Consider the following 24151-nt stretch of genomic DNA (forward strand, 5'->3'; position numbering starts at 1 on the left):
CAACAGAAGAACATGATGCTATCCATCACATTCCCTTATGTCGCTACCCTTTGACCTGCGCTCGCTGTCGCTGTTTGTCGCGGTGGTGGACCACGGCGGCTTCAGCGCCGCCGCCCGCGCCCGTCACATCGCCCAGTCCGCCGTCAGCCAGACCATCGCAGGCCTGGAGCGACGCCTCGACACTCGTCTGTTCGAACGCCATGATCGGCGTGTTCGACTGACACCAGAAGGTGAGGTGCTACTGGAACATGCCCGACGGCTACTCGCCGACGCCAGTGCCACCGAACTGGCGCTGAAGGAACTCAACGGCCTGGTAAAGGGCGAAGTGCGCATCGGCATCCCCTCGATGCTGGGCTCCTACTATCTGCCGCCGCTGCTGATGGGCTTTGCCGCACGCCACCCCGGTATCCGCATGACGGTGATCGAGGCGGGCGCCCGGCGACTGCAGGCAATGATCAAGGCACGCGAGCTGGACCTGGGGATCGTGGTCGAAGATGGCAGTACCTGCGAACTGGAAACCGAGGCCCTGCTGCGCGCGGAGATGGTGGTCTGCACGCCCCGGGACCACCCCTTCACGGCACGCCACAGCGTGACCCCGGAAGCCTTTCTGAACGAGCCGCTGGTGCTGTTCCAGGACGGCTACTTTCACCGCGAGTTCGTCGACGCCATGGCCAGACGGCTGGATATCCAGCCCCGCCTGACGTTCCAGTCGAACCTGATCCCGCTGACCAAGGCCATCGTCCGCCAGGGCTTCGGTATCACCACCTTTCTGCGTCGGGTGATCGAGGAAGATGACCTGTCGGCGGTGTCCTTTGACCCCGCCGCCTGGCTGACCCTGTCGCTGGCCTGGCAGCCCCAGGGCTACCTGTCACGCGCCGAGCGCGCCTTTATCGACTACGCCCTGTCGCAACGCGACTCGTTGTAGCCCTGGAGGCGCCGAGGGCTGGCCAAGGACTGGCCGAAGCCTCGCCAGCCAAGCACCAAGGCGACCCAACGCAAACGGGGCGAGCCCAGTGAAAGGCTCGCCCCGTTGTGGTGGCGACGTCGATGGCGCCGAGGACGCTTCAGCCGCCCATGCCAGCCGGGCTGTAGGCGAACTGGCGCATGCTCAACCGGGTGGGTTCCAGCGGTCGACGCGCCTGCCAGTAGTAGCGGCGCCAGTAGCTGTTATCCAGCTTGGAGATCATCACACCGCGCGACGATGAGGCGTGCAGAAAGCGCCCCTGGCCGACGTAGATGCCGACGTGGCGGTTGCCCGGAGGACGAAAGAACACCAGATCGCCGGGTGACAGCTGATCACGCGTGATCGGTTCGCCGGTATGCACCTGGCTGCCGGTGGTGCGCGGCAGCTGCACCTGGAAGGCGTCGCTGAAGATGTTCTGCACCAGCGCCGAGCAGTCGATGCCGCTCATGCCGGTGCCGCCGAAACGATAGGGCGTACCCGCCCAGCGATCGTGCTCCGCCATCAGCGCCTCGCGGATGGCAGCGGCGGGATCTTCAAGGAAGCTGCCCCCTGCCGCGGGGTCCTCCAGCGGGGACATCCGCGAGGCGGCGCGTTCGGCCAGGCTCGGCATATCGCGGGAAAAGTAGTCGTTATCGGCGGTATTCTGGTAGTTCGATGCCGCACAGCCTGACAGCAGGCCAAGCAACACCATCGCCGCTGTCACGCGGCTTGTCTGGGCGACGCTCATGCGACACACACCTCATTCCCTGAACCGGCCTGGCTGACGGCCTGCCGGCGCCCAAGAGCCGCTGTGGAAGTGACGCACTCGTGTCACTACCATAACGCCCCTCAGCTGCAAGTTTGACAATTCGGCCTCCTTCTTGATGGGAGGCCTGACGAAAGATCAATACGATACTAGCCAAAATTATCCGATCTGACGATAGATCAGGACAATTTTTTGGCGTTTTTTTCTGCTGTTTCGCGACGATCAGTGCAGGGTTCGTCCATCTCCCGGCAAGGTATCGATGTGAAGCGGTGCCCAATGGCGGGGACGCGCACCCGGGAAATCCAGGCTGGCCCAGGTGCCGGCGAGGGGCGGAGCGCCCGACAGCCAGGCCACCAGCGCCTGGCGGAAGCTGGCCAGAAACGCTTCGCGCTCAGGGGTTTCCCCCATGAAGAACGAAAATCCTGCATAGAGACCCCGGGCATACTCCTGCCAACCGGCGTAGTGCTCCGACGCCAACTGGTGCGCACGCTCGAGCAGTGCCAGGAAGTCCTGCTGAGCCAGCCAGCCCAGCTGGCGACCGGCGATCGCCAGGTCGACCGCCTGGGCCAGGTCCCAGGCGCACATGTCGACGTCATTGCACTGGTCGGCGTTGTCACGTACCCGCAGCAGGCGCTCCAGGTGATTGCGCTCTTCCTCGTTGCACTCACCGGACTCCAGGGTCGCAATCTCGGAATTCAGGCGCGCGCTGTTGAGGGTATAGGGCGCGTAGTTGATCTGATATTCCTGGCGATCACCGGCGTCCAGCAGAAAGCGCACGAAGTCGATCAGCTCGGTGGCAGAGTGCAGGCCGTAGTGTCCATCGATCCACTCCAGGATCGAAGCCCCTTCCCGGTCGCTTTCCGGCTGCGGCAGGCTCCAGGCGGCGGTGTTCAAGGGCCCCACCAGCGACAGCGCGGTAAAGTGCATCAGGCTCGGACGCTCGCCAGGCTCGCGCCAATCGCCGCTGCGCCATTCGAGCCAGTGGAACAGGCTACCCGGATCGTCCAGGTGCCAGCGAATCTCGTAGGTCAAGGAAGGCTGATCCGGTTCCGGCAACAGCGCATCCCAGGTCGCCCAGGCCTCGAGCAGGCGCTTGGGGGTGCTGTAGAACCGACACAGCACATCGCGCAGGGACGCCGCCATATCGGTCAGGCTGTCCTCGTCGAACTGCTCACTGTCCATGCTCATCAGCAAGTAGAAGGCGTACTTCTCGGCCATATGGATGGTCGCCGAATGGCGGGTCGCCCTGGCCAGGCCATCACGACCTGCCAGATCCGCCTGGGGCGCATCACCAAAGGGGGTTCTGGCCGAAGGCAGCGCTCGATGCGACGCGTCAGCCGCCAGCTGATTGAGATGATGGGCCTGGGCCGGCAGCCAGTAGCGCACCAGTGAGCGGGCGCCCTCGTCGGGGTGCAGATCGAGGGTCTCCGCCAGGTACTTGCGCGCCTCGTCACGACGCGCCTGGGGCAGCGGCGGAATCGGCCCCTGACGTGCCGCCAGCTCGGGTTCACGCACCGAGGCCAGCGCCAGCACCCAGTGGCGAGGCGAGGCGCGCCACTGCCTGGCCGCCTGACGTGATGCCTCGACCTGCTCCTGGCCGAGCAACTCCTGCAACGAGCCATGCCAAGGGCTCACCGGCGAGCCCATCAGCAACTGCCAGTCGGCTGCCAGGGTCGGCAGCCGGTCCTGACCTTCGAACAGACCACGGCCGCGCTGATAGGAGCGCGCCAGGGCGCTCCAGTCACTGTAGCGACGCTGGACCAGATCGCCTGCGTGATGCGCCAGCAGCGACGCTTCCTGGGGTGTCAGCCAGCCGATGCAGCTGCCGGCCCAGGCCAGATCCACCGCCCTCAGCCAGTCCCAGGCGGCCCACTCCAGCGGCTCCCCCTGATCCACGTAGCGACACAGCAGGCGGCCGTATGGGCGCTCCTGAGGCGCCAGCCCCTCACACCAGGCCTGGCGTTCGCCGGCACTGACCGCCATCAACCGCGCAGCGTCGATATCCCAGCCCTGGCGATCGCCCTGACTGGTCAGCCACAGCAAGGCGCGCTTGAGATCCTCGGCGCCGTGAATCTGCCAGACTTCCCCCAGCCAGGCCTCGACCCCGTCCCAGTCATCGATGCTGGCCGGCGTCATCAGTACCGGCGAGAAGGCCGCCCGCAATCGCCAGACGCGATCTTCCGGGCTGTCGGGCCAGAGGGCGGCGGCAGGCTCGCGACTCAGCGCAGTGCCGAGCAACGGCCAGGTGATGCCGACGCCCTCGCCTTCCAGCTTCGACAGTGCCCGGCAGGTATCGAGCAAGCCCTCATCGCCGCGAAGCCAGCCTTCGCCGCTGCGGGAGGCGCAGAGTGCCTCCAGCCATTCATCCAGGCTTGCGTGACGATGGTGGATGTCGCTGCACAGGCGTGCTGCCCAGCCACGACTCACCTCGGCCGACATCCATCCCGACGCCCCTGCCAGGGCCACCAGCTCAAGCGCTCCCAGCAGATGGGAGGCAGGCAGCGTGTTCGACGCATTGAGCTCGAGCAGGCGCCACCCCAGTTCGCCCCGGTCGGGGATCTCGAGGGCGGCCAATCGCTCACGTGCCGCCTCTTCAGGCAGCATCAAGGGGTCAGGCATAAAGGCCCAGTCGCACAGCACCAGTTGCTGAGCCCACCAGGCATTGAGCGGATCAACCAAGTCTCACCTCGCAGAAACACGGAGTCAGGCCAGCCCGGTCCGGCCTGACACAAGGCGCCAAGGACCATCGCTTCGGGCAGCTAGAAGTCGGCGACACAGTGTACCGGAAACTGTTCGCCACGCCGATGGCGATTGTTGCCGATAGATCTTCCAGACCTGGGCCTCGAGGGCCCGGCAAGCCTCATCGATGCATTCTTCGAACGGGCGTAAAAAATTCCGATCACAGCCCTTGGCGAGATGTTTCAAATAATGCACACTCGTCAATCATGACATAACACCCCTCTTCTCTGACCCTTTCCGGAGCTCCCGCATGTCCCACGTTCAGGACCTGATCATCGACAAGGCGTACATCGGCGGCCAGTGGCGTGACGCCGATCGCCACTTCAGCGTCACCAATCCCGCCACCGGCGAGACCCTGGCCGAGGTGCCGGACTTGAACGCCGAGGAAGTCCGCGAAGCCATCGGTGCCGCCGATGCGGCCTGGGCCGGCTGGAAGCGCAAGACCGCCAAGGAACGCTCGGCCCTGCTGCGCGCCTGGTTCAACAGCATCATGGACCACCAGGAAGCCCTGGCCGAACTCATGACCCGTGAACAGGGCAAGCCGCTGGCCGAGTCCCGTGGCGAGGTCGCCTACGGCGCTGCCTTCGTCGAGTTCTACGCCGAGGAAGCCAAGCGTGTGGCTGGCGAGACCCTGCCGGGCCACGGACCCGACAAGCGTATCCTGGTGTTCCGCGAGCCGGTCGGTGTGGTCGCCGCCATCACCCCCTGGAACTTCCCGCTGGCGATGATCACCCGCAAGTGCGCTCCGGCCATGGCCGCCGGCTGCACCGTGGTGGTCAAGCCGGCCGAGGCCACCCCGCTGACCGCCCTGGCACTGGCCAAGCTCGCTGAAGACGTGGGCATCCCCGCCGGCGTGCTCAACGTGGTGACCTCGAGCTCCCCGCGCGAAGTCGGCCCGGTACTGACCGGCGATGCCCGAGTGCGCAAGGTGTCCTTCACCGGCTCCACACCGGTGGGCAAGATCCTGCTGGCCCAGTGCGCCGACACCGTGAAGAAGGCCTCCATGGAGCTTGGCGGCAACGCGCCCTTTATCGTCTTCGATGACGCCGACCTGGACGCCGCCGTCGAGGGAGCCATCGCCTCCAAGTACCGCAACTCCGGCCAGACCTGCGTATGCACCAACCGCTTCCTGGTTCAGGACGGCGTCTACGATGCCTTTGTCGAGAAGCTGGCCAAGCGCGTGGGCGAGCTGAAGGTCGGCAACGGCCTCGAGGACGGTGTGGTTCAGGGTCCCCTGATCAACTCGGCAGCGGTGGACAAGGTGCAGTCGCACATCGCTGACGCCCTCGACAACGGTGCCCGCCTGGTCGCCGGCGGTGAGGCCCTGAAGGGCACCTTCTTCCAGCCCACGGTACTGGCCGACGTGACCACCGACATGCGTGTCGCCCGGGAAGAGACCTTCGGGCCGCTGGCCCCGGTGTTCCGCTTCTCCAGCGACGACGAAGCCATCGCCATGGCCAACGACACCGAATTCGGTCTGGCCGCCTACTTCTATGCCACCGACTATCGCCGTATCTGGCGCACCATGGAACAACTCGAGTACGGCATGGTCGCCATCAATGAGGGCATCCTCTCTACCGAGCTCGCCCCCTTCGGCGGCGTCAAGGAATCGGGTCTCGGTCGCGAAGGTTCACGCCATGGCCTCGATGAGTACACAGAGCTGAAGTACGCCTGTGTCGGCGGCCTCTAAGGGCCAGCCCCGTCTCCCCGGGGCACGCCCTGCGTGTCCCGGACCTAGCGTCTACCCTATACATTCAGTGCCCTCAAAGGAGTCACGACATGAATAACGCTCAGCTGAACGAACTCAAGGACAAGTACGTCGCCAAGGGCGCGGCCAGCCCCGCCACCGCCTTCGCCGATCGCGCCAAGAACGCTGAACTGTGGGATGCCGATGGCAACCGCTTCATCGACTTCGCCGGCGGTATCGGCGTGCTCAACATCGGTCACTGCCACCCCAAGGTGGTGCAGGCGGTCAAGGACCAGCTCGACAAGGTGATGCACACCTGCCAGACCGTGATGCCCTACGAGGGCTACGTGAAGGTCGCCGAAAAGCTTGCTGCGATCACCCCGGTGCGCGGTGAGGCCAAGGTGATGCTGGCCAACTCCGGCGCCGAGGCGCTGGAAAACGCGGTCAAGATCGCCCGCGCCGCCACCGGTCGCAACAACGTCATCTGCTTCGACGGCGGCTACCACGGCCGTACCTTCATGACCATGGCGATGAACGGCAAGGTTGCCCCCTACGCCAGCGACTTCGGCACCATGCCGGGTTGTGTGTTCCGCGCCGGCTACCCGGTGGCCGAGCACGGCATCAGCGAGGAAGAGGCGGTGCGTCGCCTCAAGATGGTGCTGAAGACCGACGCCAACCCCAAGGACACCGCCGCCATCGTGCTCGAGCCGGTACTGGGTGAAGGCGGCTTCTACCCCGCGCCGCAGAGCTTCCTCGAGAAGATCCGCGAGATCTGTGACGAACACGGCATCCTGATGATCGTCGACGAGGTCCAGAGCGGCTTCGGTCGTACCGGCAAGATGTTCGCCATCGAGCACAGCGGCGTGAAGCCGGACCTGATGACCATGGCCAAGAGCATGGCCGCCGGCATGCCGATCTCCGCCGTGGTCGGCACCGCCGAGCACATGGACGCCTCTGGCGGCAACTCGCTGGGCGGCACCTACTCCGGCAGCCCGGTGTCCTGCGCCGCCACCCTGGCGGTGATGGAGGTGTTCGAGGAAGAGGACATCCTGGCCAAGAGCCAGGCGCTGGGCGACAAGCTGGCCAAGCGTTTTGCCCAGTGGGCGAGCGACTTCGACGCCGTGGTCCACCCGCGCAACCTGGGTTCCATGGCCGCCTTCGAACTCAACGGCAAGGACGGTCAGCCGGCTCCGGATCTCGCCGCCGCCCTGTGCAAGCGTGCCCGGGAGCAGGGCCTGATCCTGCTGTCCTGCGGCATGTTCGGCAACACCATCCGCTTCTTGATGCCGGTCACCATCGAGGACAAGGTACTCGAGGAAGGCCTGGACATCGTCGAGCAGAACCTCAAGGCCCTGGTCGGCAGCGAAGCCGCCGCCACCGCCTGATCGTGAAGCCTTGACGGCCTGAGCCGTCAGCCGATGACGCCACCGGTCCCGCCGGTGGCGTCGTCGTGTGTGGGGGTTGGCAACACTATGCCGAATCAAGCTAGGGTAAGGGTCCATCCATGGACGCGAGGGACCCGACCATGCAAGAGGACGAACTGGGCATTCTGGGCGTTGCCGCGCTGACGGAGCACTATCGCAGTGGCGACGCCTCCCCCCTGGAAGCCACCCGGGCGGCGCTTGCGCGCATCGAGTGCTTCAACGACGCCGTCAATGCCTACACCTACGTCGACGCCGAGGGTGCCGAAAAGGCGGCCAAGGCGTCGGCACGTCGCTGGGGCCAGGGCAAGCCGCTGAGTCCGATCGACGGTGTTCCGGTCTCGCTCAAGGATCTGACCAACGTGGCCGGCATGCCGACGTCCAACGGCTCGCTGCTGGGTTCAAGCGAGCCCTGCGATGCCGACGCGCCACCGGCGAAACGCCTGAGGGAGGCCGGCGCCATCCTGCTGGGCAAGACCAACACCCCGGAAGACGGCTGGAAGGCGGTCACCGACAATCGGGTGTTCGGCGCCACCTGCAACCCCTGGGATACCCGCCTGACCGCGGGAGGCTCGTCCGGCGGTGCTGCCGCCGCAGCGGCCCTAAACATGGGGGTGTTGCACCAGGGCGGCGACTCCGGCGGCTCGATCCGCATTCCTGCCGCCTTCTGCGGGGTGTTCGGCTTCAAGCCGACCTTCGGCTGGACGCCCCAGTGGCCGCCGGCGGAAGAACCGACGCTGTCCCATATCGGGCCCATCGCCCGCAGCGTCGACGACGCCGTGGCGATGCTCAATGTCATTGGCCGCTACGACTATGTCGATCCCTACGCCACCCGGGGCCAGCCGGAGGACTGGGGCCAGGATATCGGCAAGGGGCTCGAGGGACTGCGCATCGCCTTTTCCACCGATCTGGGCTTCGCCGAGGTGGACCCTCAGGTCGCTACACGGGTCAGAGAAGCGGCGGATCGCATGCGGGATCTGGGCGCGGAGATCTGCGAGGTGGATCCAGAGCTGCCCTCGCCGCTATGGATCTTTCAGCGGCTGTGGTTCACCGCCTCGCTGGAGATGGTCTCGCAGCTCAGCGACAGCGAACGCGCCAAGCTGGATCCCGGCCTCTACGAGAACGCCCTGCGCGCAGAAGAGTGGAAGGCCGTGGAGCTGTTTCGCGCCCAGGCGGCCCGAGCCGAGCTGACCATGCGTCTTGAGCAGTTCAACCAGGACTACCACCTGCTGATGACGCCCTCGGTGCCGATCAGCCCCTTCGAGATCAACCACCAGGTGCCGCCGGGTAGCCAGATGCGCGACTGGGAGGAGTGGGCGCCGTTCTCCTACCCCTTCAACCTGAGCCAGCAGCCGGCCGCCTCGGTGCCCTGTGGTTTCACCGACCGTGGCCTGCCGGTGGGTTTCCAGCTGGCCGGCGGCAAGTTCGACGACGCCCGGGTACTGCGCGCCTGCCACGCCTTTCTCGAGGCGCATCCGCCGCGCTTCCCGACCCTGCCGGACCCGGCCCAGCGCGCCGGCTGAGCAGTGCATCAGGCCCCTGGCAGGGGCCAGCTACGACAAGGGCCCGGTGCAGTGCACCGGGCCCCTTGCGATGACGGCGAGTCGACGCCATTCGGTCGCTGATCAGAGCGCGCTAACCGCGTAGCTTGCCCACACCCCACAGCAGCACCACGGCACCCACCACCGCTGTGACCAGTGAACCAATAAAGCCGCCGCTGGACAGCCCCACCAGGCTGAACAGCAGGCCGCCAATCAGGGCACCCACCACGCCGACGCCGATGTTGCCGAGCAGGCCGAAGCCGCCGCCACGCATGATGTTGCCCGCGATCCAGCCCGCCAGACCACCGATGATCAACCACGCGATAAAGCTCATTGCGTTCTCCTTTCGTCACTGAATGGAAACTTGCGAATCATTCACCCTCGCTCCTTCGACCAAATCCCTTGACCAGGGCGCGAGGTGCCGCGTCGATCGCCCGGGGACGATCTTCACCGTTCACAGCTATACCATTACATCAATGCATACGAAAGTAGGGATATGTCACGTAATGTGAGACGCGACAGCACGAATACCGTCCGGTGACGCTGGGTCAGCGCCGATGACAGGCCCTTCGTCGCGACTAGAATCGGTTGCCGGGCTGGGCAAGAAAGGCCAGCTCCTCGGCGGTGGACGCTCGTCCCAGCGCCTCATTGCGCTGAGGATAACGACCAAAAACGCACCAGTACCTCGCGGTGGCGATGTTCGTGGTGCAGGTTGTGCTCGAGTCCCGGTTGGTCGAACAGGCGCAGCGCCTCGTCGTGCACACGCAACGACTCGCTGTGCATATAGGGCATGTACAGGAAGGCTCGCCAGGGAGGATCGAGCACCCGATCTGCGCGCTGGGACACCCCCTCCTGGGCCAGTACCAGGGCCTGACCGTCACAGGCGAAGGCTCGCGGCTCGCCGCGGTAGATGTTGCGAGAGAACTGATCGAGCACCAGGATTTCCGCCAGCCGCCCGCGGGCCGAGGTACGCCACTGCCAGGTCTCGCCGGCGGCCGCCGCCGCCAGGGTCGCACCGAAGTCATGGCGGATACGGCCATCCAGCGCATCATCCTTGGCAAACCACTGTTTTGGTGTCAGCGTCTGAAACCAGAACTCGATCACTTCGTCGGCTCGCACCACCCTGTCGGTCATGGCAGACTCCCCTTCGCTCGCTTGTGACCCAGGCGGCCGCGCCCTTTCGCTCGCGGATTCCGCCACGTCGCCCCTCTGCCACAGGATGCCCAGGGACAGCCCATGACCTCGTTTGAACTGCTTCGATCGCTCGCCGTGGTGTTTCATCTCACGGGCTTGCTGGTCTGCCTGCTCGGCCTTCACCTGGCACGCCACCCGCAGCGCCGATGGCCCGGTCGTGCACTGGCCCTGTGCGGCTTTATCATCGCGGCAACGCCGACACTGCTGCAACTGTTCGGCATCATCGAGCCTGTGCCGATTTCAGCAGCTCCACCAAACTGACCCGCTGCGACAAAAGACGTATGGCTCGCCACGGAGAGCCGATTAGACTTGCGATCACGTAGTTGGAATACGCAACCGTCCGTTAACTTAATCCTTTAAGTTCGACGTCTTTCTGGAAAAAGACGAAGACTTTCGGAATTTCCACCGACTTGACGTCAATGCGACACTGCGCGAACCCGCGCTGCTTCAGCGCCAAAAGATGCACTGCAGCGGGCAGGATGACGCAAGCGCTGCAAAGATACTTCCTGGGTGTCGGCGCCACTGGTCTGCCAGCTGGCGCTCGGCACGGACATCGACCCAAGTGCGGTAATCGCCATGCCCCCTTTGGGAGGTGGCTCACGACCACGCCGCACCGGACAACGACCGCAAGGATGACACCATGCCCCTACTCACCTTCGCGTCCTTCCTGTTCTTTACAGGACTGGTCGCCTTCATCACCTGGCGCATCACCCGCCGTGACGACCATTCAAGCACCAGCGGCTTCTTCCTGGCGGGCCGCAGCCTGACCTTCCCGCTGATCGCCGGCTCGCTGTTGATGACCAACCTGTCCACCGAGCAGATGGTCGGCCTCAACGGCTCCGCCTTCACCGATGGCCTCAGCGTGATGGCCTGGGAGGTGGTGGCGGTCATGGCGCTGGTGGCGCTGGCGCTGTTCTTCCTGCCGCGCTTTCTGAAAAGCGGCATCGCCACCCTGCCCCAGTTGCTCGAGATTCGCTTCGACAAGGGCACCCAGCTGATCACCAACGTGATCTTCCTGATCGCCTACGCGGTGGTACTGCTGCCGATCATCCTCTACTCCGGCGCCATCGGCCTGCAGGGCATGCTCGACCTGTCCGGGCTCACCGGCATCGAATCCAGCACCACCCTGCTGTGGCTGACGGTGTGGATCGTCGGCATCATCGGCTCCATCTATGCCCTGTTCGGGGGCCTGCGCACCGTTGCCGTGTCGGATACCCTCAATGGCGTCGGCCTGCTGATCGGTGGCTTTGTGATCGTCTACTTCGGCCTTCAGGCGGTCAGCGACAGCGGCGGTGTGCTCGCCGGCTGGGAGATCCTCAAGGAATCCAACCCCGACAAGATGAACTCCATCGGTGGCAGCGAGCAGAGCGTCCCCTTCTTCACCCTGTTCACCGGCGTCTTCCTGATCAACGTCTTCTACTGGACCACCAACCAGCAGATCATCCAGCGGACCTTCGCCGCCAAGAACCTGGCCGAGGGCCAGAAGGGCGTGCTGCTGACCGGCTTCTTCAAGCTGCTGGGGCCCCTGTACCTTGTCCTGCCGGGCATCATCGCCTACCACCTGTACGCCGATCAGGGCGTCAAGGCTGACGCGGCCTACGGCCACCTGGTGTTCAACGTGCTGCCGGCGCCGCTCACCGGCTTCTTCGCCGCGGTGATGGTCGGCGCCATCCTGTCTTCCTTCAACTCGGCGCTGAACTCCACCACCACCCTGTTCAGTCTGGGCCTCTACAAGGCGGTACTGAAGAAGGACGCCACCGAGGCCCAGGTGGTCAAGTCGAGCCAGGTGTTCGGCTGGATCATGGCCATCTCCGCGATGATCATCGCGCCACTGCTGGCCGGTCAGGAAAGCCTGTTCGGTTATCTGCAGAAGATGAACGCCATCTACTTCATCCCCATCCTGGCGGTGGTGGTGGTCGGCCTGCTGACCCGGCGGGTGCCCCCCATGGCGGCCAAGATCGCCCTGGTGGGTGGCTGTCTGGCCATCTTCTGTGGCTACTTCATCCCGCCTTTCAACAAGCTGCCGGTGATCATGCACGAGTTCCACTTCGTCGCCCTGGTGTTCGTGCTGCTGGTGGCATTGATGCTGGTGATCGGCAAGCTGCGCCCGCGCGCTGAGGCCTGGAAGCAGGAGGACGTGGGCGCCGTCGACCTGACGCCCTGGAAGGGCGCCGTGCCGGCGGGCATCGTGCTGGTGATCCTGGTCATCGCCATCTACCTGGCCTTTGCCGGCTGATGCTCCCGATCTCCGACGGACCAGAACCTGACCGTCACCACGGTCTGCTCTGACCGCGACGCCCCGCCCTGTCAAGGCGGGGCGTCGTCGTTGTGGACACCACATGTCCATATCGGTGGGGTAATGGTCCTTGCCGACATTCCTGACCTCCCCCAGACTCCAGAGATTCGCTGTCGCGCCGTTGTCAGGTGCGCCCCCCCTTCTCTGGAGCCCCATCGTGACCACGACTCGAGACGTCGCCCTGCTGGCCTACCCCGACTGTCAGATGCTCGACGTCAGCGGCCCCTGGCAGGTCTTCGCCAGCGCCAACGACGTGCTGGGCAAGCCTGCCTACCGGCTACGTCTGATCGGCCGAAGTGCGAGCGAACTGGTCACCAACGGCGGTCTGCGACTCCTGCCGGATCTTGACTGGGAAGAGTGGGAGAGCGAACTCGACAAGCCCCCCGATGCTGGCGGCAACGGCCGCGACCTGACCACCCTGCTCATCGCCGGAGGCCACGGCGTCTTCGTCCAGTGCCAGCAACAGCGCTGGCGCGAACGACTGACGCGGGTGGCGCCGCACCTCGGGCGCCTGGGCGCCGTCTGCACTGGCGCCTTCCTGCTGGCCGATGCGGGCCTGCTTAACGGACGCAGCGCCACCACCCACTGGCGTCACTGTCGACGGCTTGCCGACGACTTTCCACAGGTAAGGGTCCAGGCCGATGCGCTCTACGTCCATGACGCCGGGCGCTACACCAGCGCCGGGGTCACCGCCGGCATCGACCTGGCACTGTCGCTGGTCGAGAGTGATCTGGGCGCAGAAGCCGCCGCAGCGGTGGCCCGCGAACTGGTGATGTTCCTCCATCGCCCCGGCGGCCAGTCCCAGTTCAGCGAACTGCTGTCTCGCCAGCATCGTTGCGGCCCCCGCCTGCGCCCCTTGATCGATCGACTGCACGCCGACCCCGGCGGCGCCTTCGACCTGGAGAGCATGGCCGACAGCCTGAAGATCACCCCACGCCACCTGACCCGGCTGTTTCGCCACCACCTGGACACCAGTCCCGGCGAGTATCTCACCGGACTGCGCCTGGAGGCGGCTCGGCGCGAGCTGGTGCGTGGAGAAACCTCGCTGGAACGCCTCGCTGCACGCTGGCGCCTGGGCACCAGCGAACAATTGAGACGCCAGTTCCATCGCCACTATGGCGTTTCGCCGTCGATCTACCGCGCGCGCTTCGGCGCCGATTCAGCGAACCATCGCTGAGCTACCGCCTCAGTCTTTTTTATCCACGACCTTCATTACCGGAGACTCCGCCATGCCCCCTGTGACTTCATCCCGCCTCCCCGGCGGTGTGCTTCTGCTGTCGCTGTGTCAGGCGCTGCTGGTGAGCGGCAACATTCTGTTGATCGCCGTCTCGCCGCTGATCGGCCAGAGCCTGGCGCCCTCGCCCTGGCTGTCCACCCTGCCGGTGGCGACTCAGTGGCTGGGGTTGATGCTCGCCACCCTGCCGGCCTCCTTGATCATGGGCCGACTGGGGCGCAAGCGAGGCTTCGTGATCGGCAACCTGATCGGCTTCGCCGGCACGGTGGCCGCCTACCTGGCGCTGCTGGCCAATCACTTCGCCGCCTTCGCCGTGGCGACCATGGCGATCGGCGTGGGCATCGGCTTCGGTCAGCTCTATCGCTTCGCGGCGATCGAGCTGGCCCCGAGCGGCGCCAGGGACAGGGCTATCGGTCTGGTCATGGGCGGTGGTGTGCTGGCCGCCTTCTTCGGCCCCTGGCTTGCACGTATCAGTCAGGATGCTGTCACGACGCCCTTTCTCGGAAGCTTTGTCGGCCTGGGAGCGCTCTACCTCATCGCTCTGGCCCTGTTGCTGGTGGTACCTTTGCCCCCGCTGGACCCGAGCACCCGTCATGGCAGGAGACGTCCGCTCGGGGAGCTGCTGGCACAGCCCAAGCTTTGGCTTGCGGTACTCGCCGCCATGATCGGCTACGGCGTGATGAACCTGGCCATGACCGCTCCCCCCCTGGCCATGGCCTCCGATGGCCACGCCTTTCACCACGTATCGATGACGATTCAGTGGCATGTGCTGGCGATGTTCGCGCCCTCGTTCTTCACCGGCCAACTGACCCAGCAGTTCGGCACGACACGCATGATCGCGCTGGGTTGTGTGCTGCTTTGCGCCAGTGCCCTCAGCGCCCTGGCACCCTCCAGCCTGGCGGGCTTCAATGTCACTTTGATCCTGCTGGGACTGGGCTGGAACTTTACCTTTCTGCCGGCCACTGGCCTTCTGACCGAGTGTCACCTGCCCGCAGAAAAGGCTCGTGTTCAGGCCGCCAATGAGTTCCTGGTGTTTTCCACTGCGGCGATCACCGCCCTGGCGGCCGGCCCGCTGATCCAGTGGCTTGGCTGGCAGACGCTCAATCTGTGGCTGTTGCCGATGGCTGCCCTGCCGCTGATACTGATCGCGGCGCAGCGTCTTGCCTTTGACGCCGGTCGCCCCCAGATTAAGGAATAACTTTCACCGACGGAGTGGCAATGCCAACGGACCTGACCCGTGATCTGATGGACCTGATCGAGCGCGGCCGAGACCGCCAGTTGCGTCTGGCGGTGACCGGGCTATCTCGGGCCGGCAAGACGGCATTCTTGACCTCCCTGGTGGACCAGTTGCGTCACGCCGGGCTCGAGGCGCGGCTCGACCTGCTCACGGCCAGCCGCGAGGGGCGCCTGCTGGGCGCCCAGCGGGTTTCCCAGCAGGATCTCGCGGTCCCCAGGTTTCCCTTCGACCGAGCCCGCGCCAGCCTCGAGAGCACGCCTCCCGAGTGGCCCCAGCCCACCCGTGGCATCAGCGAGTTGCGCCTGAAGATTCGCTATCGCCCTGGTCGCCAGCAGTGGTTGCGACCCGATACCGCCGAGTTGACCCTGGACCTGTTCGATTATCCTGGCGAGTGGCTGCTCGACCTGCCGCTGCTGGACCACGACTTCCTGAGCTGGAGCCTCGCCCAGTGGGACGCGGCGGGGCCAGCAAGGCGCGCCATGCTGGCCGACTGGGAAAGCGCGGTGCGTGAACTTCGGCTCGACGACGAGGCCGACGAGGCCCGCCTGGCGGAGATCAGCGAGCGCTACGCCGAAGGCCTGCGCGCCGCCAGGGAGGCCGGCTTCTCCGACCTTCAGCCCGGCCGTTTTCTGCTGCCGGGGGAGCTGTCCGGCGCCCCGGTGCTGCAGTTCTTCCCCCTGCCGGGGCTGGAGCAGGCATCGTCCGACGACCTCGAAAGGCTGCCCGAGACCAGCGTCTACCGTACCCTGGCCCGGCGTTTCAGCTACTACCAGCAACATATCGTCAAGCCGTTCTACCGCGAGCACTTCCGGCGCTTCGACCGCCAGATCGTGCTGGTGGACGTGCTGGGGGCACTGAACGCCGGGCCGGAACGCTTCGAGGATCTGTCCAAGGCGCTCCATCGTCTGATGCAGAGCTTCAACTACGGCCAGCGCAGCCTGTTCTCGCGGCTGTTCACGCCACGCATCGACCGCCTCGCCATCGCCGCCACCAAGGCCGACCATGTGACCCCGGAACAGCATGCCCGCCTGGTCGGGCTGCTCGAGGCGCTGCTGGCCGAGCCGCTGAAGAACCTCAAGTACGCCAATATTCCGGTCAAGGCCATGTCGCTGGCGGCCATTCGCGCCACCGAGGCCCGCGAGGTCACCCACCAGGGCAGGAAATCCCCTGCGCTCAAGGGCGTCACCCTGGAAGGCGAGCCCTTGCTGGCCTTCCCCGGCGAGGTGCCCAGCCGCCTGCCTGACCCGGCCTTCTGGGATCGCCAGGGGTTCGATTTCACCGCCTTCCGCCCTCAGCCCTCGACCACCGGTGCGCTGCCCCATATTCGCATGGACCTGGCGCTGGACTGGCTGATTGGAGACAAGCTCGCATGACTCGAGATAGCCGTGACGACCCGCGCCCTGCGGTACGCTTTGCCGATGACGACGATGCGCCCTCCGCTGCCGGCGTCGACAACACCACCTTCAGTGACCCGCGTCCGGGCCTGCGCTTCGACGATCACCTGGATAGCCGAGCGCTGACCCCAGCCGAGGCGCCGGAAACCGATACCAAGGTAGATCTGGAGGGCTCTCTGGGACGCCCACGCAAGCGCCGCTGGGGCCTGATCGCAGTACTGGGAGCGGCGGTGGGACTCGGCGGCGCCGAACTGGTGACCGGGGTCCCCGCTACCCTGGCAGGCGGTGACCTGATCGCCACCGGCTGGCAACTGCTGGGACTTGCCACCATCGGCCTTGGCGGGCTCGCCCTGAGCCGGGAGCTGTTTCGCCTCAGGCGCCTCAAGCGCCACGACCAGTTGCGTGAATCCCTGGCCGAATTGCCGTCGCGCTCCCCCAGGGACGCACTGTCCATGGTCAGACGGCTCAAGCATCAGCTGGCCCTCGGCGACGACGATCCCCATTGGCTGGCCTTCGAGGCGGCCCGTGAAGACCACCATGACGGCCGTGACCTGCAGGCGCTGGTGGCCCACCATCTGCTCGCCCCCCGTGACCGAGAGGCGCGCCGGCTGATCTCGCGCATGAGCGGAGAAACCGCCGTGATGGTGGCGGTCAGCCCGCTGACCCTGGTCGACATGGCACTGGTGGCCTGGCGCCACCTGGCGATGATCGATCGCCTGTGCCGACTCTACGGATTGGAGCTGGGCTACGCCGCCCGGGTACGCCTGCTGCGCAGCGTGCTCTATCAGATGGCCTTCGCCGGCGCCACCGAGCTTGCCGCCGACGCCAGCATGCAGATGCTGTCGCTGGACCTGGCCGGGCGGCTGTCCACCCGCGCCGCCCAGGGCCTCGGCGTGGGGCTGCTGGGGGCACGTCTGGGGCTGCGCACCCAGCGTCTGGTGCGCCCGCTGGCCTTCGCCCCTGACGAGCGCCCCCGAGTGGCGGACCTGCGCCGCGATCTGTGGCGCCAGCTCAGGCGCATGGAGGCACCGAAGAAGGACGCCTGACGGCCCAGGACGGTGTGGAGCGCCGGCCGTGGCAGGGCATCGGCCGGCGCCGATGACAGATGCCTAGCGATCCAGCCGCTCGAGCACTTCCATGACTTCCTGACAGGCGCCCATGGTGTGGTAGTCGACCTTGCCGGCAGGGCTCTTCAGGTTGTCATAACGACGATTGTCCGGCGTCAGGATACGCACCCAGGCGCCATGATGGTGGTCGATCATGTGCTGCCAACTGTAGTCCCACAGCCGCTGGTACCAGCGTCGATAGCTGGCCTTGCCGGTGACCTCCCAGAGCACGGCGGCCGCGGCGAAGCTCTCCGCCTGGACCCAGAAGTACTTGTCGCCGTCACATACCTGCCCGTCGAGATCCAGGCCATAGACCAGGCCGCCATGGGTCCTGTCCCAGCCCGCTTCGCAGGCGCTCGAGAACAACCGCTCGGCGGTGGGAATCAACCAGGCATCATCGCGATAGCGTGCCAGCAGCACCAGCAGCTTGGCCCATTCGGTCTGGTGGCCCACCTGATAGCCCCAGGGGCGGAACAGGTGCTTGGGATCGTCGCGGTTGTAGTCGAAGTCGCGCTGCCACTGGCGGTTGTAGTGCTCCCAGATCCAGCCATGGGGATGGTCATCGCTGGCCTTGGTGATCGCGCGGGCGATGGCCATGGCCTGGTCCAGATAAGGGGTCTCGCCGGTGGCCTCGAAGGCGGCGATCAGCGCCTCACAGCCATGCATGTTGGCGTTCTGGCCGCGATAGTCGCTGAGATTCCAGTGCTCATCTGCCTCATCGGCGAAGCGCTGCCACTGGGGTTCCCAGAAGCGCTTGTCGAGCATGGCATGTACCCGACCGATGCCCTCGTAGGCTTCATCGATGCCGGCGCGATAGGCCTCGGCGTAGGCCAGCAACACGAAGGCCAGGCCGTAACAGTGATGGGTGGGGTCTTCGACCTTTCCATCGCGCAGGGTCCAGGCGTAGCCCTGATGGCGCGTCTGGAAGTGGGCCTTTTCGAGATAGGCCAGACCATGGCGGGCCCAGTGCAGATACTCGGGATTGCCGGTCTGGCGAGCAAAGCGAGCGTAGGTCACCACGAAACGCGTACTGGAGACCAGATGCCGATGTCCTGCGTCGACGATGTGGCCATCGTCACGAAAATACTGGAAGAAACCGCCGTGCGGATCGATCGCCCGCGGATGATAGAACGCCATGGTGTCGCGCACATGGCGATCGAGAAACATCGGGTCAAATCCGTTCATCACTGCCTCCTGTTACAGGGGATGCAAGACCTCGGTATGACGGCGCTAGCCCGCCGCCCCACCACTGCCCCAAGTGTGGCCTCAGTGTAGCGCGCTGCCTTTGCCTCGGCCGCCCCGTCAGCCGTCCAGTCCAAACCGCTGCCGCAGGTGCTGGGCCACCGCTGCCTCGGCGTGGTGACCGATCACGCGGGCCTCGGGCAGGTCCTCGGCCAGCCTGGGATGGGCGTTGGCCATCACCTGGGCCTCGCCGGCCAGCGCCAGCATCTCCAGATCATTGAGGTTGTCGCCGAAGGCCAGGCAACGGGTGGCGGGGATGCCGAGGTCGTCAAGCAGTGCCGAGACGGCGGTGCCCTTGTTGACCCCGGCGGCCATGATCTCCAGCGAATGACTCATCGAGTAGGTGATGTGAAGCGCCTCGCCTGCCGCCTCCCGGGCGCCGGCTTCGATGTCGGCGAGCAGACTGGGGTCACCGATATAGAGCACCTTGCCGACCCCCTGGACGTCCATCTCTCCCGGTCCCTCCACCCGGTAGCCAAAGCCGGTGGCCTCGTGCAGCGACAACAGACCCGGGGCGTGATCATCGATCACCCAGGCCTCGTCGCGGTACATGTTGAGGCGTACGTCGGGATGACGCGGCAGCTGGATCAGCGCCTCGACCAGCTCCGGGGCGAGGTGTGCCGACCGCACGCAGCGGTCGCTCGGGTCCAGCGTCCAGGCGCCGTTGCTGGAGATGATATGGGCGTCCACCCCCAGGCGATCGCGAAAGCCGATCATGTCGCGATGATGACGGCCCGAGGCCAGGGCGATGCAGTGGCCATCGGTGGCCAGTCGACGCAGGGTCTCGACGGTCAGCTCGGCCAGGTCATGGTTGGCACCCAGCAGGGTACCGTCGAGGTCGGACACGATCAGGTGAGGCAGCATGGCGACTCCGGGTCTTCAGGGGGAACGGGGAAGTCTACACCAGATGGCCAGGCGTAGAACGCCAGCGGCGGCACACCCTGAAGTGTGCCGCCGCTGGCGGTAAGGCGAGATGACCGCAGGTGGCGGGCGCATCACACTCGCCACCTGCCACCCAGCGGGCTGCCACTCAGCGGGCTACCACTCAGCGGGCTGCCAGCCCAGCCTGGTGCAGACCACCGGCCAGGGCCTCGGCGTCCTTGCCCACCACCAGGTGCCAGACGCCATCGGCTACTCGCATCACGCCGTGACAACCCAGCTGCGCCAGCGCCTGCTCGTCCAGCGCACCGTCGCTGCCGACCTCCAGGCGCAGACGGGTCGCCGCCCGGGCTTCCAGCGCGCGAACGTTGTCCGAGCCACCCAGCGCCTTGGTCCAGGCGTCTATCTGCTCATCATTCAGACTCTTGGCGCTCACCACCTTGGGGACGCCGGTGGCGATGGGTGCGGGGTCGGCGCCCACCGGCGGGGTCTGGCCCTCGGCGGCCATGGCGGCGCGGATCTCATCGGACACGCTGTCGGCGATGGGGCCCAGGATGACCTGGATGCCACCTCCGCCGAGGCGCATGATGCCACGCGAGCCCAGCGCCTTGAGTGCCGGCTCGTCGATCTGCTCCGGCTCCTTGAGCACCAGCCGCAGGCGTGTGGTGCAGGCACCGACGGCCTCGAGGTTGGCGGCACCGCCGAGTGCCGTGACGAAGGCCGGCCCCCGCTCGCCCAGGTCCTCGGCCTGTACCTTGGCGCCCTCGTCCATCGGCTCACGCCCTGGCGTCGGCAGATCGAAGCGCACGATCGCCCAACGGAACAGCACGTAGTAGACGCTACCGATCGCCAGCCCCACCGGCAGCATCAGCCAGCCGTTGGTGGACAGACCGTAGGACAGGGCGTAGTCGAAGGCGCCGGCCGAGAAGGTGAAGCCAAGCTTGACGTCGAGCCACTGCATGATCGCCATGCTCAGCCCGGTCATCAGCGCATGGAAGGCGTACAACAGCGGCGCCAGGAACATGAAGGTGAACTCGATCGGTTCGGTCACCCCGGTCAGGAAGGCGGTCAGCGCCAGCGACATCAAGAGCCCGCCGACCTGGGCGCGACGGCCCTTGTCTGCGGTGTGATACATGGCCAGTGCCGCCGCCGGCAGACCGAACATCATCACCGGGAAGAAGCCGGCCATGAAACCACCCGCCGCCGGGTCACCGGCGAAGAAGCGATTGAGGTCACCGGTGGCGTCACCGAAGCTGCCGAACACGAACCACACAAAGCTGTTGAGCACGTGGTGCAGGCCGGTGACGATCAGCAGTCGATTGAGAGCACCGTAGACGAACTTGCCAAAGGCGCCGGCGTCGATCAGCCAGTGTCCCAGGGTGTCGATGGCGTGCTGAATCGGCGGCCAGCCCCAGCCGAAGGCGATCCCCAGCACCACCCCGGCAAGGCCGGTGGCGATGGGCACGAAGCGCCGTCCGCCGAAGAAGGCCAGATAGTCGGGCAGTTTTATCGCCTTGAAGCGGTTGTACAGAAGCCCGGCTACGGTACCCATGATGATGCCGGCCAGCACCCCCATGTCGATCTCGGGGCTGAGGCTTTGCAGCACCGCGTCCAGCACCAGATAGCCGATCACCCCGGCGAGCCCCGCCGCGCCGTTGCTGTCGTCGGCAAAGCCAACGGCGAGGCCGATGGCGAAGATCAACGCCAGGTTGGCGAAGATCGCCTGACCGGCGCTGGCGACGAAGGCGATGTCCAGCAGGTCCGGCTGGCCCAGGCGCAGCAGCAGGCCGGCCACCGGCAGTACCGCGATCGGCAGCATCAAGGAGCGCCCGAGCAGCTGAAGCGCCGCCATCAGGCGTGAACCAAAGGAGGTGGTCATGTCAGGATCCTCTCGGGTGTGGGTTCGACGTCGAGGGCGGCGTCCACCAGCGGTGCCAGAGCCTTGCGCACCGAGGCCGCATCGGGCATCGCCAGCAGGGTGTCGATTTCACGCGCGATCACGGCGGCATCAAGCCTGCGCAGGCGGGCCTTGACCGAAGCGATACGCGACGGCTCCACCGACAATTCCGACACGCCCATGGCCACCAGCAGCGGGCCGGCCAGGTCGTCTCCCGCCGCGGCGCCACACACCCCCACCGGGCAGCGGTTGGCGGTGCCCGACAGGGTGGCCTGGATCAGCCGCAGCACTCCGGGATGCAGCACGTCGGCCTGGGCCGCCAGCTGAGGATCCTCGCGGTCCATGGCCAGGCCATACTGGGTCAGGTCATTGGTGCCGATCGACAGGAAATCCGCGACCTTGGCCATGGCGGCGGAGCACAGCGCTGCGCTGGGCACCTCGATCATGGCGCCGAGCAGCGGCAGTTCGGTCAGCCGCATCTCGGCGGCCAGCGCCTCCATGCGTTCGCGCACCCACTCGAGTTCGCTGGCATCGCTGACCATCGGCACCATGATGCGCAGATGACGCAACGGCTTGACCCCGAGCAAGGCCTTCAACTGGGTATCCAGCAGGGCCGGCTGGGTCTGCCACAAACGCATGCCGCGCACGCCCAGCGCCGGGTTGGGGACGGTGGGCAGGGTGAGGTACGGCAACTGCTTGTCGGCACCGATATCCAGAGTACGGATGATCACCGGCCTGGAACCCAGCGCATCGACGCTGGCCTGGTACTCCTGACGCTGGGCGTCCTCGTCCGGCGCTGCGTCACGCCCCAGAAAAAGAAACTCGGAGCGCATCAGGCCGACGCCATCGGCGCCACAGTCGCTTGCCTGGCGGGCTTCCTCGGCGCTGCCGATATTGGCCGCCACCTCGATCATGCGGTTGTCCCGGGTGACCACCTCCAGGTGAGCCTCGGCGCGTTCTTCCTCGGCACGCGCCTGGCGGGCTGCGATGTCCGCCACCACCTGATCGCGACGCGCCTGGTCGGGCTCGAGTTCCAGCCGGCCGTAGTCGGCATCCAGCACCACTGCCCGATCCAGACACGACTCGGTCGCTTCCATCAGGCCGCCGCCCATGGCGACCAGGCACGGCAATCCCCTGGCCCTGGCCATGATGGCCACGTGGGAGGTGGTGCCTCCGGCGGCCAGGCATATCCCTGCCGGCGCCAGGGCGCAGAGATCGACGAAGGTGGACGGTGTCAGATCCTCTGCGACGACGATGGCGCCGGGGGGGATATCACCGAACCCGCTGCCCTCGCCTTCGCTGAATTCCAGCATCACCTGGCGTTGCAGATCACGCAGGTCGGCGATCCGCCCGATCAAGATGGGGTTACCAGTGGCCCGCAGCCGATCGGCCTCGGCGTCCAGCGCCTCGCGCCAGGCCTGGCCAGGGCTTAGTCCCTCTTCCAGGCGGCTGATCGACGAGGCCACCAGGTCAGGGTCTTCAAGCCACGCCTGGTGCGCCTCGAACACCTCCGCCTCAGCGGTCTGGCCGCTGCGCTCGGCGCGCTCTCGGGCAGCCTCCAGTTGACGCCCGACGCGCTCGAGCGCCTCTTTCAGACGCGGACTTTCCAGCTTGCGCCCCAGCCCTTCCAGCGGTACCTCGGGTAACTTGACCGACAGTGTCGCCAGCGGACCGGTCGCGATCCCGGCGCTGGCCACAAGACCTGCGAGCTGTCCGGCGGGCAGATCGACGCTGGGCGCTGCCGATGATGTGGCGGCCTCCGCCTGCCCTGGGCCATGCCCTTCCGGCGTGGTCAACAGCGCCATCGCTGCCGCCAGGGCCGCTTCGGCCTGACGCCCCTTTACTCTGATGACCACCTCGTCGCCGCACTCGAGGCCCAGGTTCATCAGGGCGCTGACACTATCCGAATTGGCCGTGCGAGCGTCGCGCAGCAGGCTCAGGCTCACCTGGTGATCACGCGCGATGGCACGCAGGCGTGCCGCCGGCCGGGCGTGCAACCCTGACTCGATCGCCAGTACCAGAGAGCGCTCCAGCGCCTGGCCATCGCCGCCTTCTTCATCGATGACATCTTCGGCAAGCCTTTCGGGGCCCAACACCACCAGCGGATCACCGCGCTGGACGATATCGCCGGCACGCAGGTCCAGCGACACCCACTCACGACCTCCGGCATCCAGCACCACCAGTGGTGTCACCAGCGATACCGCCTCGCATACCAGTTGATCTACATCGAAGTAGCACAGCGGCTCGCCCGCCTCGATGCGCTGGCCCAGGCTGACGCAGGGCTCGATACCCTTGCCTTCGAGGGCGACGGTGTCGAGGCCAAGATGAACCAGTACCTCGACGCCCTCGTCGCTCTTGATGGTGAAGGCGTGATGGGTACGGGCACACTGAATCACCTCGCCTGCGCAGGGCGCGTGCAGGCAACCGCCCAGGGGATCCAGGGCGATGCCCTGGCCGAGGGTACCCTCGGCAAAGACCGGGTCTGGCACGTCGGCCAGGGGGACTACCACCCCCTTGACCGGCGCCACCAGAGTGACATTGCTGGAAGTCATGATCGGCTCCGTATGATTGTCGT

The 24151-nt window shown here is 66.1% G+C and carries 17 protein-coding genes and 1 pseudogene; 10 read left to right on the plus strand and 8 right to left on the minus strand.

The window, feature by feature from the left end:
- Positions 1–37 precede the first annotated feature (37 nt).
- The gene (locus tag EBB56_RS09625) at positions 38–925 is read left to right on the plus strand and encodes a LysR family transcriptional regulator (protein ID WP_124804145.1); all 888 of its coding nucleotides are present in this window, start codon (positions 38–40) and stop codon (positions 923–925) included.
- A gap of 139 nt (positions 926–1064) precedes the next feature.
- Here EBB56_RS09625 and EBB56_RS09630 read toward each other — a convergent pair whose 3' ends face one another.
- Together EBB56_RS09630 and EBB56_RS09635 are read right to left on the minus strand one after the other, a co-directional pair.
- A complete protein-coding gene (locus EBB56_RS09630) occupies positions 1065–1691 on the minus strand; it encodes a C40 family peptidase (RefSeq protein ID WP_231498679.1) in 627 nt (208 codons plus the stop codon).
- A gap of 240 nt (positions 1692–1931) precedes the next feature.
- Positions 1932–4388: a DUF1266 domain-containing protein gene (locus EBB56_RS09635; protein ID WP_124804147.1), complete on the minus strand. Its 2457-nt coding sequence runs from the start codon at positions 4386–4388 to the stop codon at positions 1932–1934.
- Between the two features lie 310 nt (positions 4389–4698).
- On the opposite strand from EBB56_RS09635, the gene EBB56_RS09640 reads away from it, so the two are divergent.
- The 3 genes from EBB56_RS09640 (at position 4699) to EBB56_RS09650 (ending at position 9079) form a co-directional block, all read left to right on the plus strand.
- A complete protein-coding gene (locus EBB56_RS09640; protein WP_124804149.1) occupies positions 4699–6138 on the plus strand; it encodes an NAD-dependent succinate-semialdehyde dehydrogenase in 1440 nt (479 codons plus the stop codon).
- An 89-nt stretch (positions 6139–6227) separates the two neighbouring features.
- Positions 6228–7520, plus strand: a complete 1293-nt coding sequence (gene gabT, locus EBB56_RS09645; protein WP_108133251.1) for a 4-aminobutyrate--2-oxoglutarate transaminase — start codon at positions 6228–6230, stop codon at positions 7518–7520.
- A 140-nt stretch (positions 7521–7660) separates the two neighbouring features.
- A complete protein-coding gene (locus EBB56_RS09650; RefSeq protein WP_124804151.1) occupies positions 7661–9079 on the plus strand; it encodes an amidase in 1419 nt (472 codons plus the stop codon).
- A gap of 112 nt (positions 9080–9191) precedes the next feature.
- Here the strand turns inward: EBB56_RS09650 and EBB56_RS09655 are convergent, their stop codons facing one another.
- Both EBB56_RS09655 and EBB56_RS09660 read right to left on the minus strand, forming a co-directional pair.
- A complete protein-coding gene (locus EBB56_RS09655) occupies positions 9192–9431 on the minus strand; it encodes a GlsB/YeaQ/YmgE family stress response membrane protein (protein ID WP_045992930.1) in 240 nt (79 codons plus the stop codon).
- Positions 9432–9675: 244 nt separating this feature from the next.
- A pseudogene (locus EBB56_RS09660) lies at positions 9676–10231 on the minus strand (DUF924 family protein).
- A 102-nt stretch (positions 10232–10333) separates the two neighbouring features.
- Between EBB56_RS09660 and EBB56_RS09665 the strand changes: the two are divergent.
- From EBB56_RS09665 to EBB56_RS09690, 6 genes are all read left to right on the plus strand, one after another.
- Positions 10334–10552: a hypothetical protein gene (locus tag EBB56_RS09665; protein WP_045992932.1), complete on the plus strand. Its 219-nt coding sequence runs from the start codon at positions 10334–10336 to the stop codon at positions 10550–10552.
- A gap of 379 nt (positions 10553–10931) precedes the next feature.
- A complete protein-coding gene (locus EBB56_RS09670; protein WP_045992933.1) occupies positions 10932–12527 on the plus strand; it encodes a solute:sodium symporter family transporter in 1596 nt (531 codons plus the stop codon).
- A gap of 217 nt (positions 12528–12744) precedes the next feature.
- Positions 12745–13764 carry a GlxA family transcriptional regulator gene (locus EBB56_RS09675; RefSeq protein ID WP_260425324.1) on the plus strand — a complete coding sequence of 340 codons (1020 nt, stop codon included), beginning with the start codon at positions 12745–12747 and terminating at the stop codon, positions 13762–13764.
- Positions 13765–13816: 52 nt separating this feature from the next.
- Entirely contained in the window at positions 13817–15019 is a 1203-nt protein-coding gene (locus EBB56_RS09680) for an MFS transporter (RefSeq protein WP_124804153.1), read from the plus strand.
- A gap of 20 nt (positions 15020–15039) precedes the next feature.
- Entirely contained in the window at positions 15040–16431 is a 1392-nt protein-coding gene (locus EBB56_RS09685) for a YcjX family protein (protein ID WP_124804155.1), read from the plus strand.
- The gene (locus tag EBB56_RS09690; protein ID WP_124804157.1) at positions 16428–17498 is read left to right on the plus strand and encodes a YcjF family protein; all 1071 of its coding nucleotides are present in this window, start codon (positions 16428–16430) and stop codon (positions 17496–17498) included. Before EBB56_RS09685 ends, EBB56_RS09690 begins: the two co-directional genes overlap by 4 nt.
- Positions 17499–17561: 63 nt before the next feature.
- Here EBB56_RS09690 and EBB56_RS09695 read toward each other — a convergent pair whose 3' ends face one another.
- The 4 genes from EBB56_RS09695 to ptsP all read right to left on the minus strand — a co-directional run bounded on the left by EBB56_RS09695 (position 17562) and on the right by ptsP (position 24128).
- Positions 17562–18743: an AGE family epimerase/isomerase gene (locus EBB56_RS09695; protein WP_108449058.1), complete on the minus strand. Its 1182-nt coding sequence runs from the start codon at positions 18741–18743 to the stop codon at positions 17562–17564.
- 117 nt (positions 18744–18860) lie between these two features.
- The gene (locus tag EBB56_RS09700) at positions 18861–19664 is read right to left on the minus strand and encodes a Cof-type HAD-IIB family hydrolase (protein WP_124804159.1); all 804 of its coding nucleotides are present in this window, start codon (positions 19662–19664) and stop codon (positions 18861–18863) included.
- Positions 19665–19845: 181 nt separating this feature from the next.
- On the minus strand, positions 19846–21558 hold the full coding sequence (nagE, locus tag EBB56_RS09705; RefSeq protein WP_124804161.1) for an N-acetylglucosamine-specific PTS transporter subunit IIBC: 1713 nt from the start codon (positions 21556–21558) through the stop codon (positions 19846–19848).
- On the minus strand, positions 21555–24128 hold the full coding sequence (gene ptsP / locus EBB56_RS09710; protein ID WP_124804163.1) for a phosphoenolpyruvate--protein phosphotransferase: 2574 nt from the start codon (positions 24126–24128) through the stop codon (positions 21555–21557). Before ptsP ends, nagE begins: the two co-directional genes overlap by 4 nt.
- Positions 24129–24151: the final 23 nt, after the last annotated feature.

This window comes from Halomonas sp. YLB-10 (assembly GCF_003856855.1).
GTDB lineage: Bacteria > Pseudomonadota > Gammaproteobacteria > Pseudomonadales > Halomonadaceae > Halomonas > Halomonas litopenaei.

What these genes read in the sequence shown, in the direction of transcription:
- EBB56_RS09625 (WP_124804145.1), top strand. Translation starts at nt 38, where the DNA reads ATGTCGCTACCCTTTGACCTGCGCTCGCTGTCGCTGTTTGTCGCGGTG.
- EBB56_RS09630 (WP_231498679.1), bottom strand. Translation starts at nt 1,691, where the DNA reads ATGAGCGTCGCCCAGACAAGCCGCGTGACAGCGGCGATGGTGTTGCTT.
- EBB56_RS09640 (WP_124804149.1), top strand. Translation starts at nt 4,699, where the DNA reads ATGTCCCACGTTCAGGACCTGATCATCGACAAGGCGTACATCGGCGGC.
- gabT (WP_108133251.1), top strand. Translation starts at nt 6,228, where the DNA reads ATGAATAACGCTCAGCTGAACGAACTCAAGGACAAGTACGTCGCCAAG.
- EBB56_RS09650 (WP_124804151.1), top strand. Translation starts at nt 7,661, where the DNA reads ATGCAAGAGGACGAACTGGGCATTCTGGGCGTTGCCGCGCTGACGGAG.
- EBB56_RS09655 (WP_045992930.1), bottom strand. Translation starts at nt 9,431, where the DNA reads ATGAGCTTTATCGCGTGGTTGATCATCGGTGGTCTGGCGGGCTGGATC.
- EBB56_RS09665 (WP_045992932.1), top strand. Translation starts at nt 10,334, where the DNA reads ATGACCTCGTTTGAACTGCTTCGATCGCTCGCCGTGGTGTTTCATCTC.
- EBB56_RS09670 (WP_045992933.1), top strand. Translation starts at nt 10,932, where the DNA reads ATGCCCCTACTCACCTTCGCGTCCTTCCTGTTCTTTACAGGACTGGTC.
- EBB56_RS09680 (WP_124804153.1), top strand. Translation starts at nt 13,817, where the DNA reads ATGCCCCCTGTGACTTCATCCCGCCTCCCCGGCGGTGTGCTTCTGCTG.
- EBB56_RS09685 (WP_124804155.1), top strand. Translation starts at nt 15,040, where the DNA reads ATGCCAACGGACCTGACCCGTGATCTGATGGACCTGATCGAGCGCGGC.
- EBB56_RS09690 (WP_124804157.1), top strand. Translation starts at nt 16,428, where the DNA reads ATGACTCGAGATAGCCGTGACGACCCGCGCCCTGCGGTACGCTTTGCC.
- EBB56_RS09695 (WP_108449058.1), bottom strand. Translation starts at nt 18,743, where the DNA reads ATGAACGGATTTGACCCGATGTTTCTCGATCGCCATGTGCGCGACACC.
- EBB56_RS09700 (WP_124804159.1), bottom strand. Translation starts at nt 19,664, where the DNA reads ATGCTGCCTCACCTGATCGTGTCCGACCTCGACGGTACCCTGCTGGGT.
- nagE (WP_124804161.1), bottom strand. Translation starts at nt 21,558, where the DNA reads ATGACCACCTCCTTTGGTTCACGCCTGATGGCGGCGCTTCAGCTGCTC.
- ptsP (WP_124804163.1), bottom strand. Translation starts at nt 24,128, where the DNA reads ATGACTTCCAGCAATGTCACTCTGGTGGCGCCGGTCAAGGGGGTGGTA.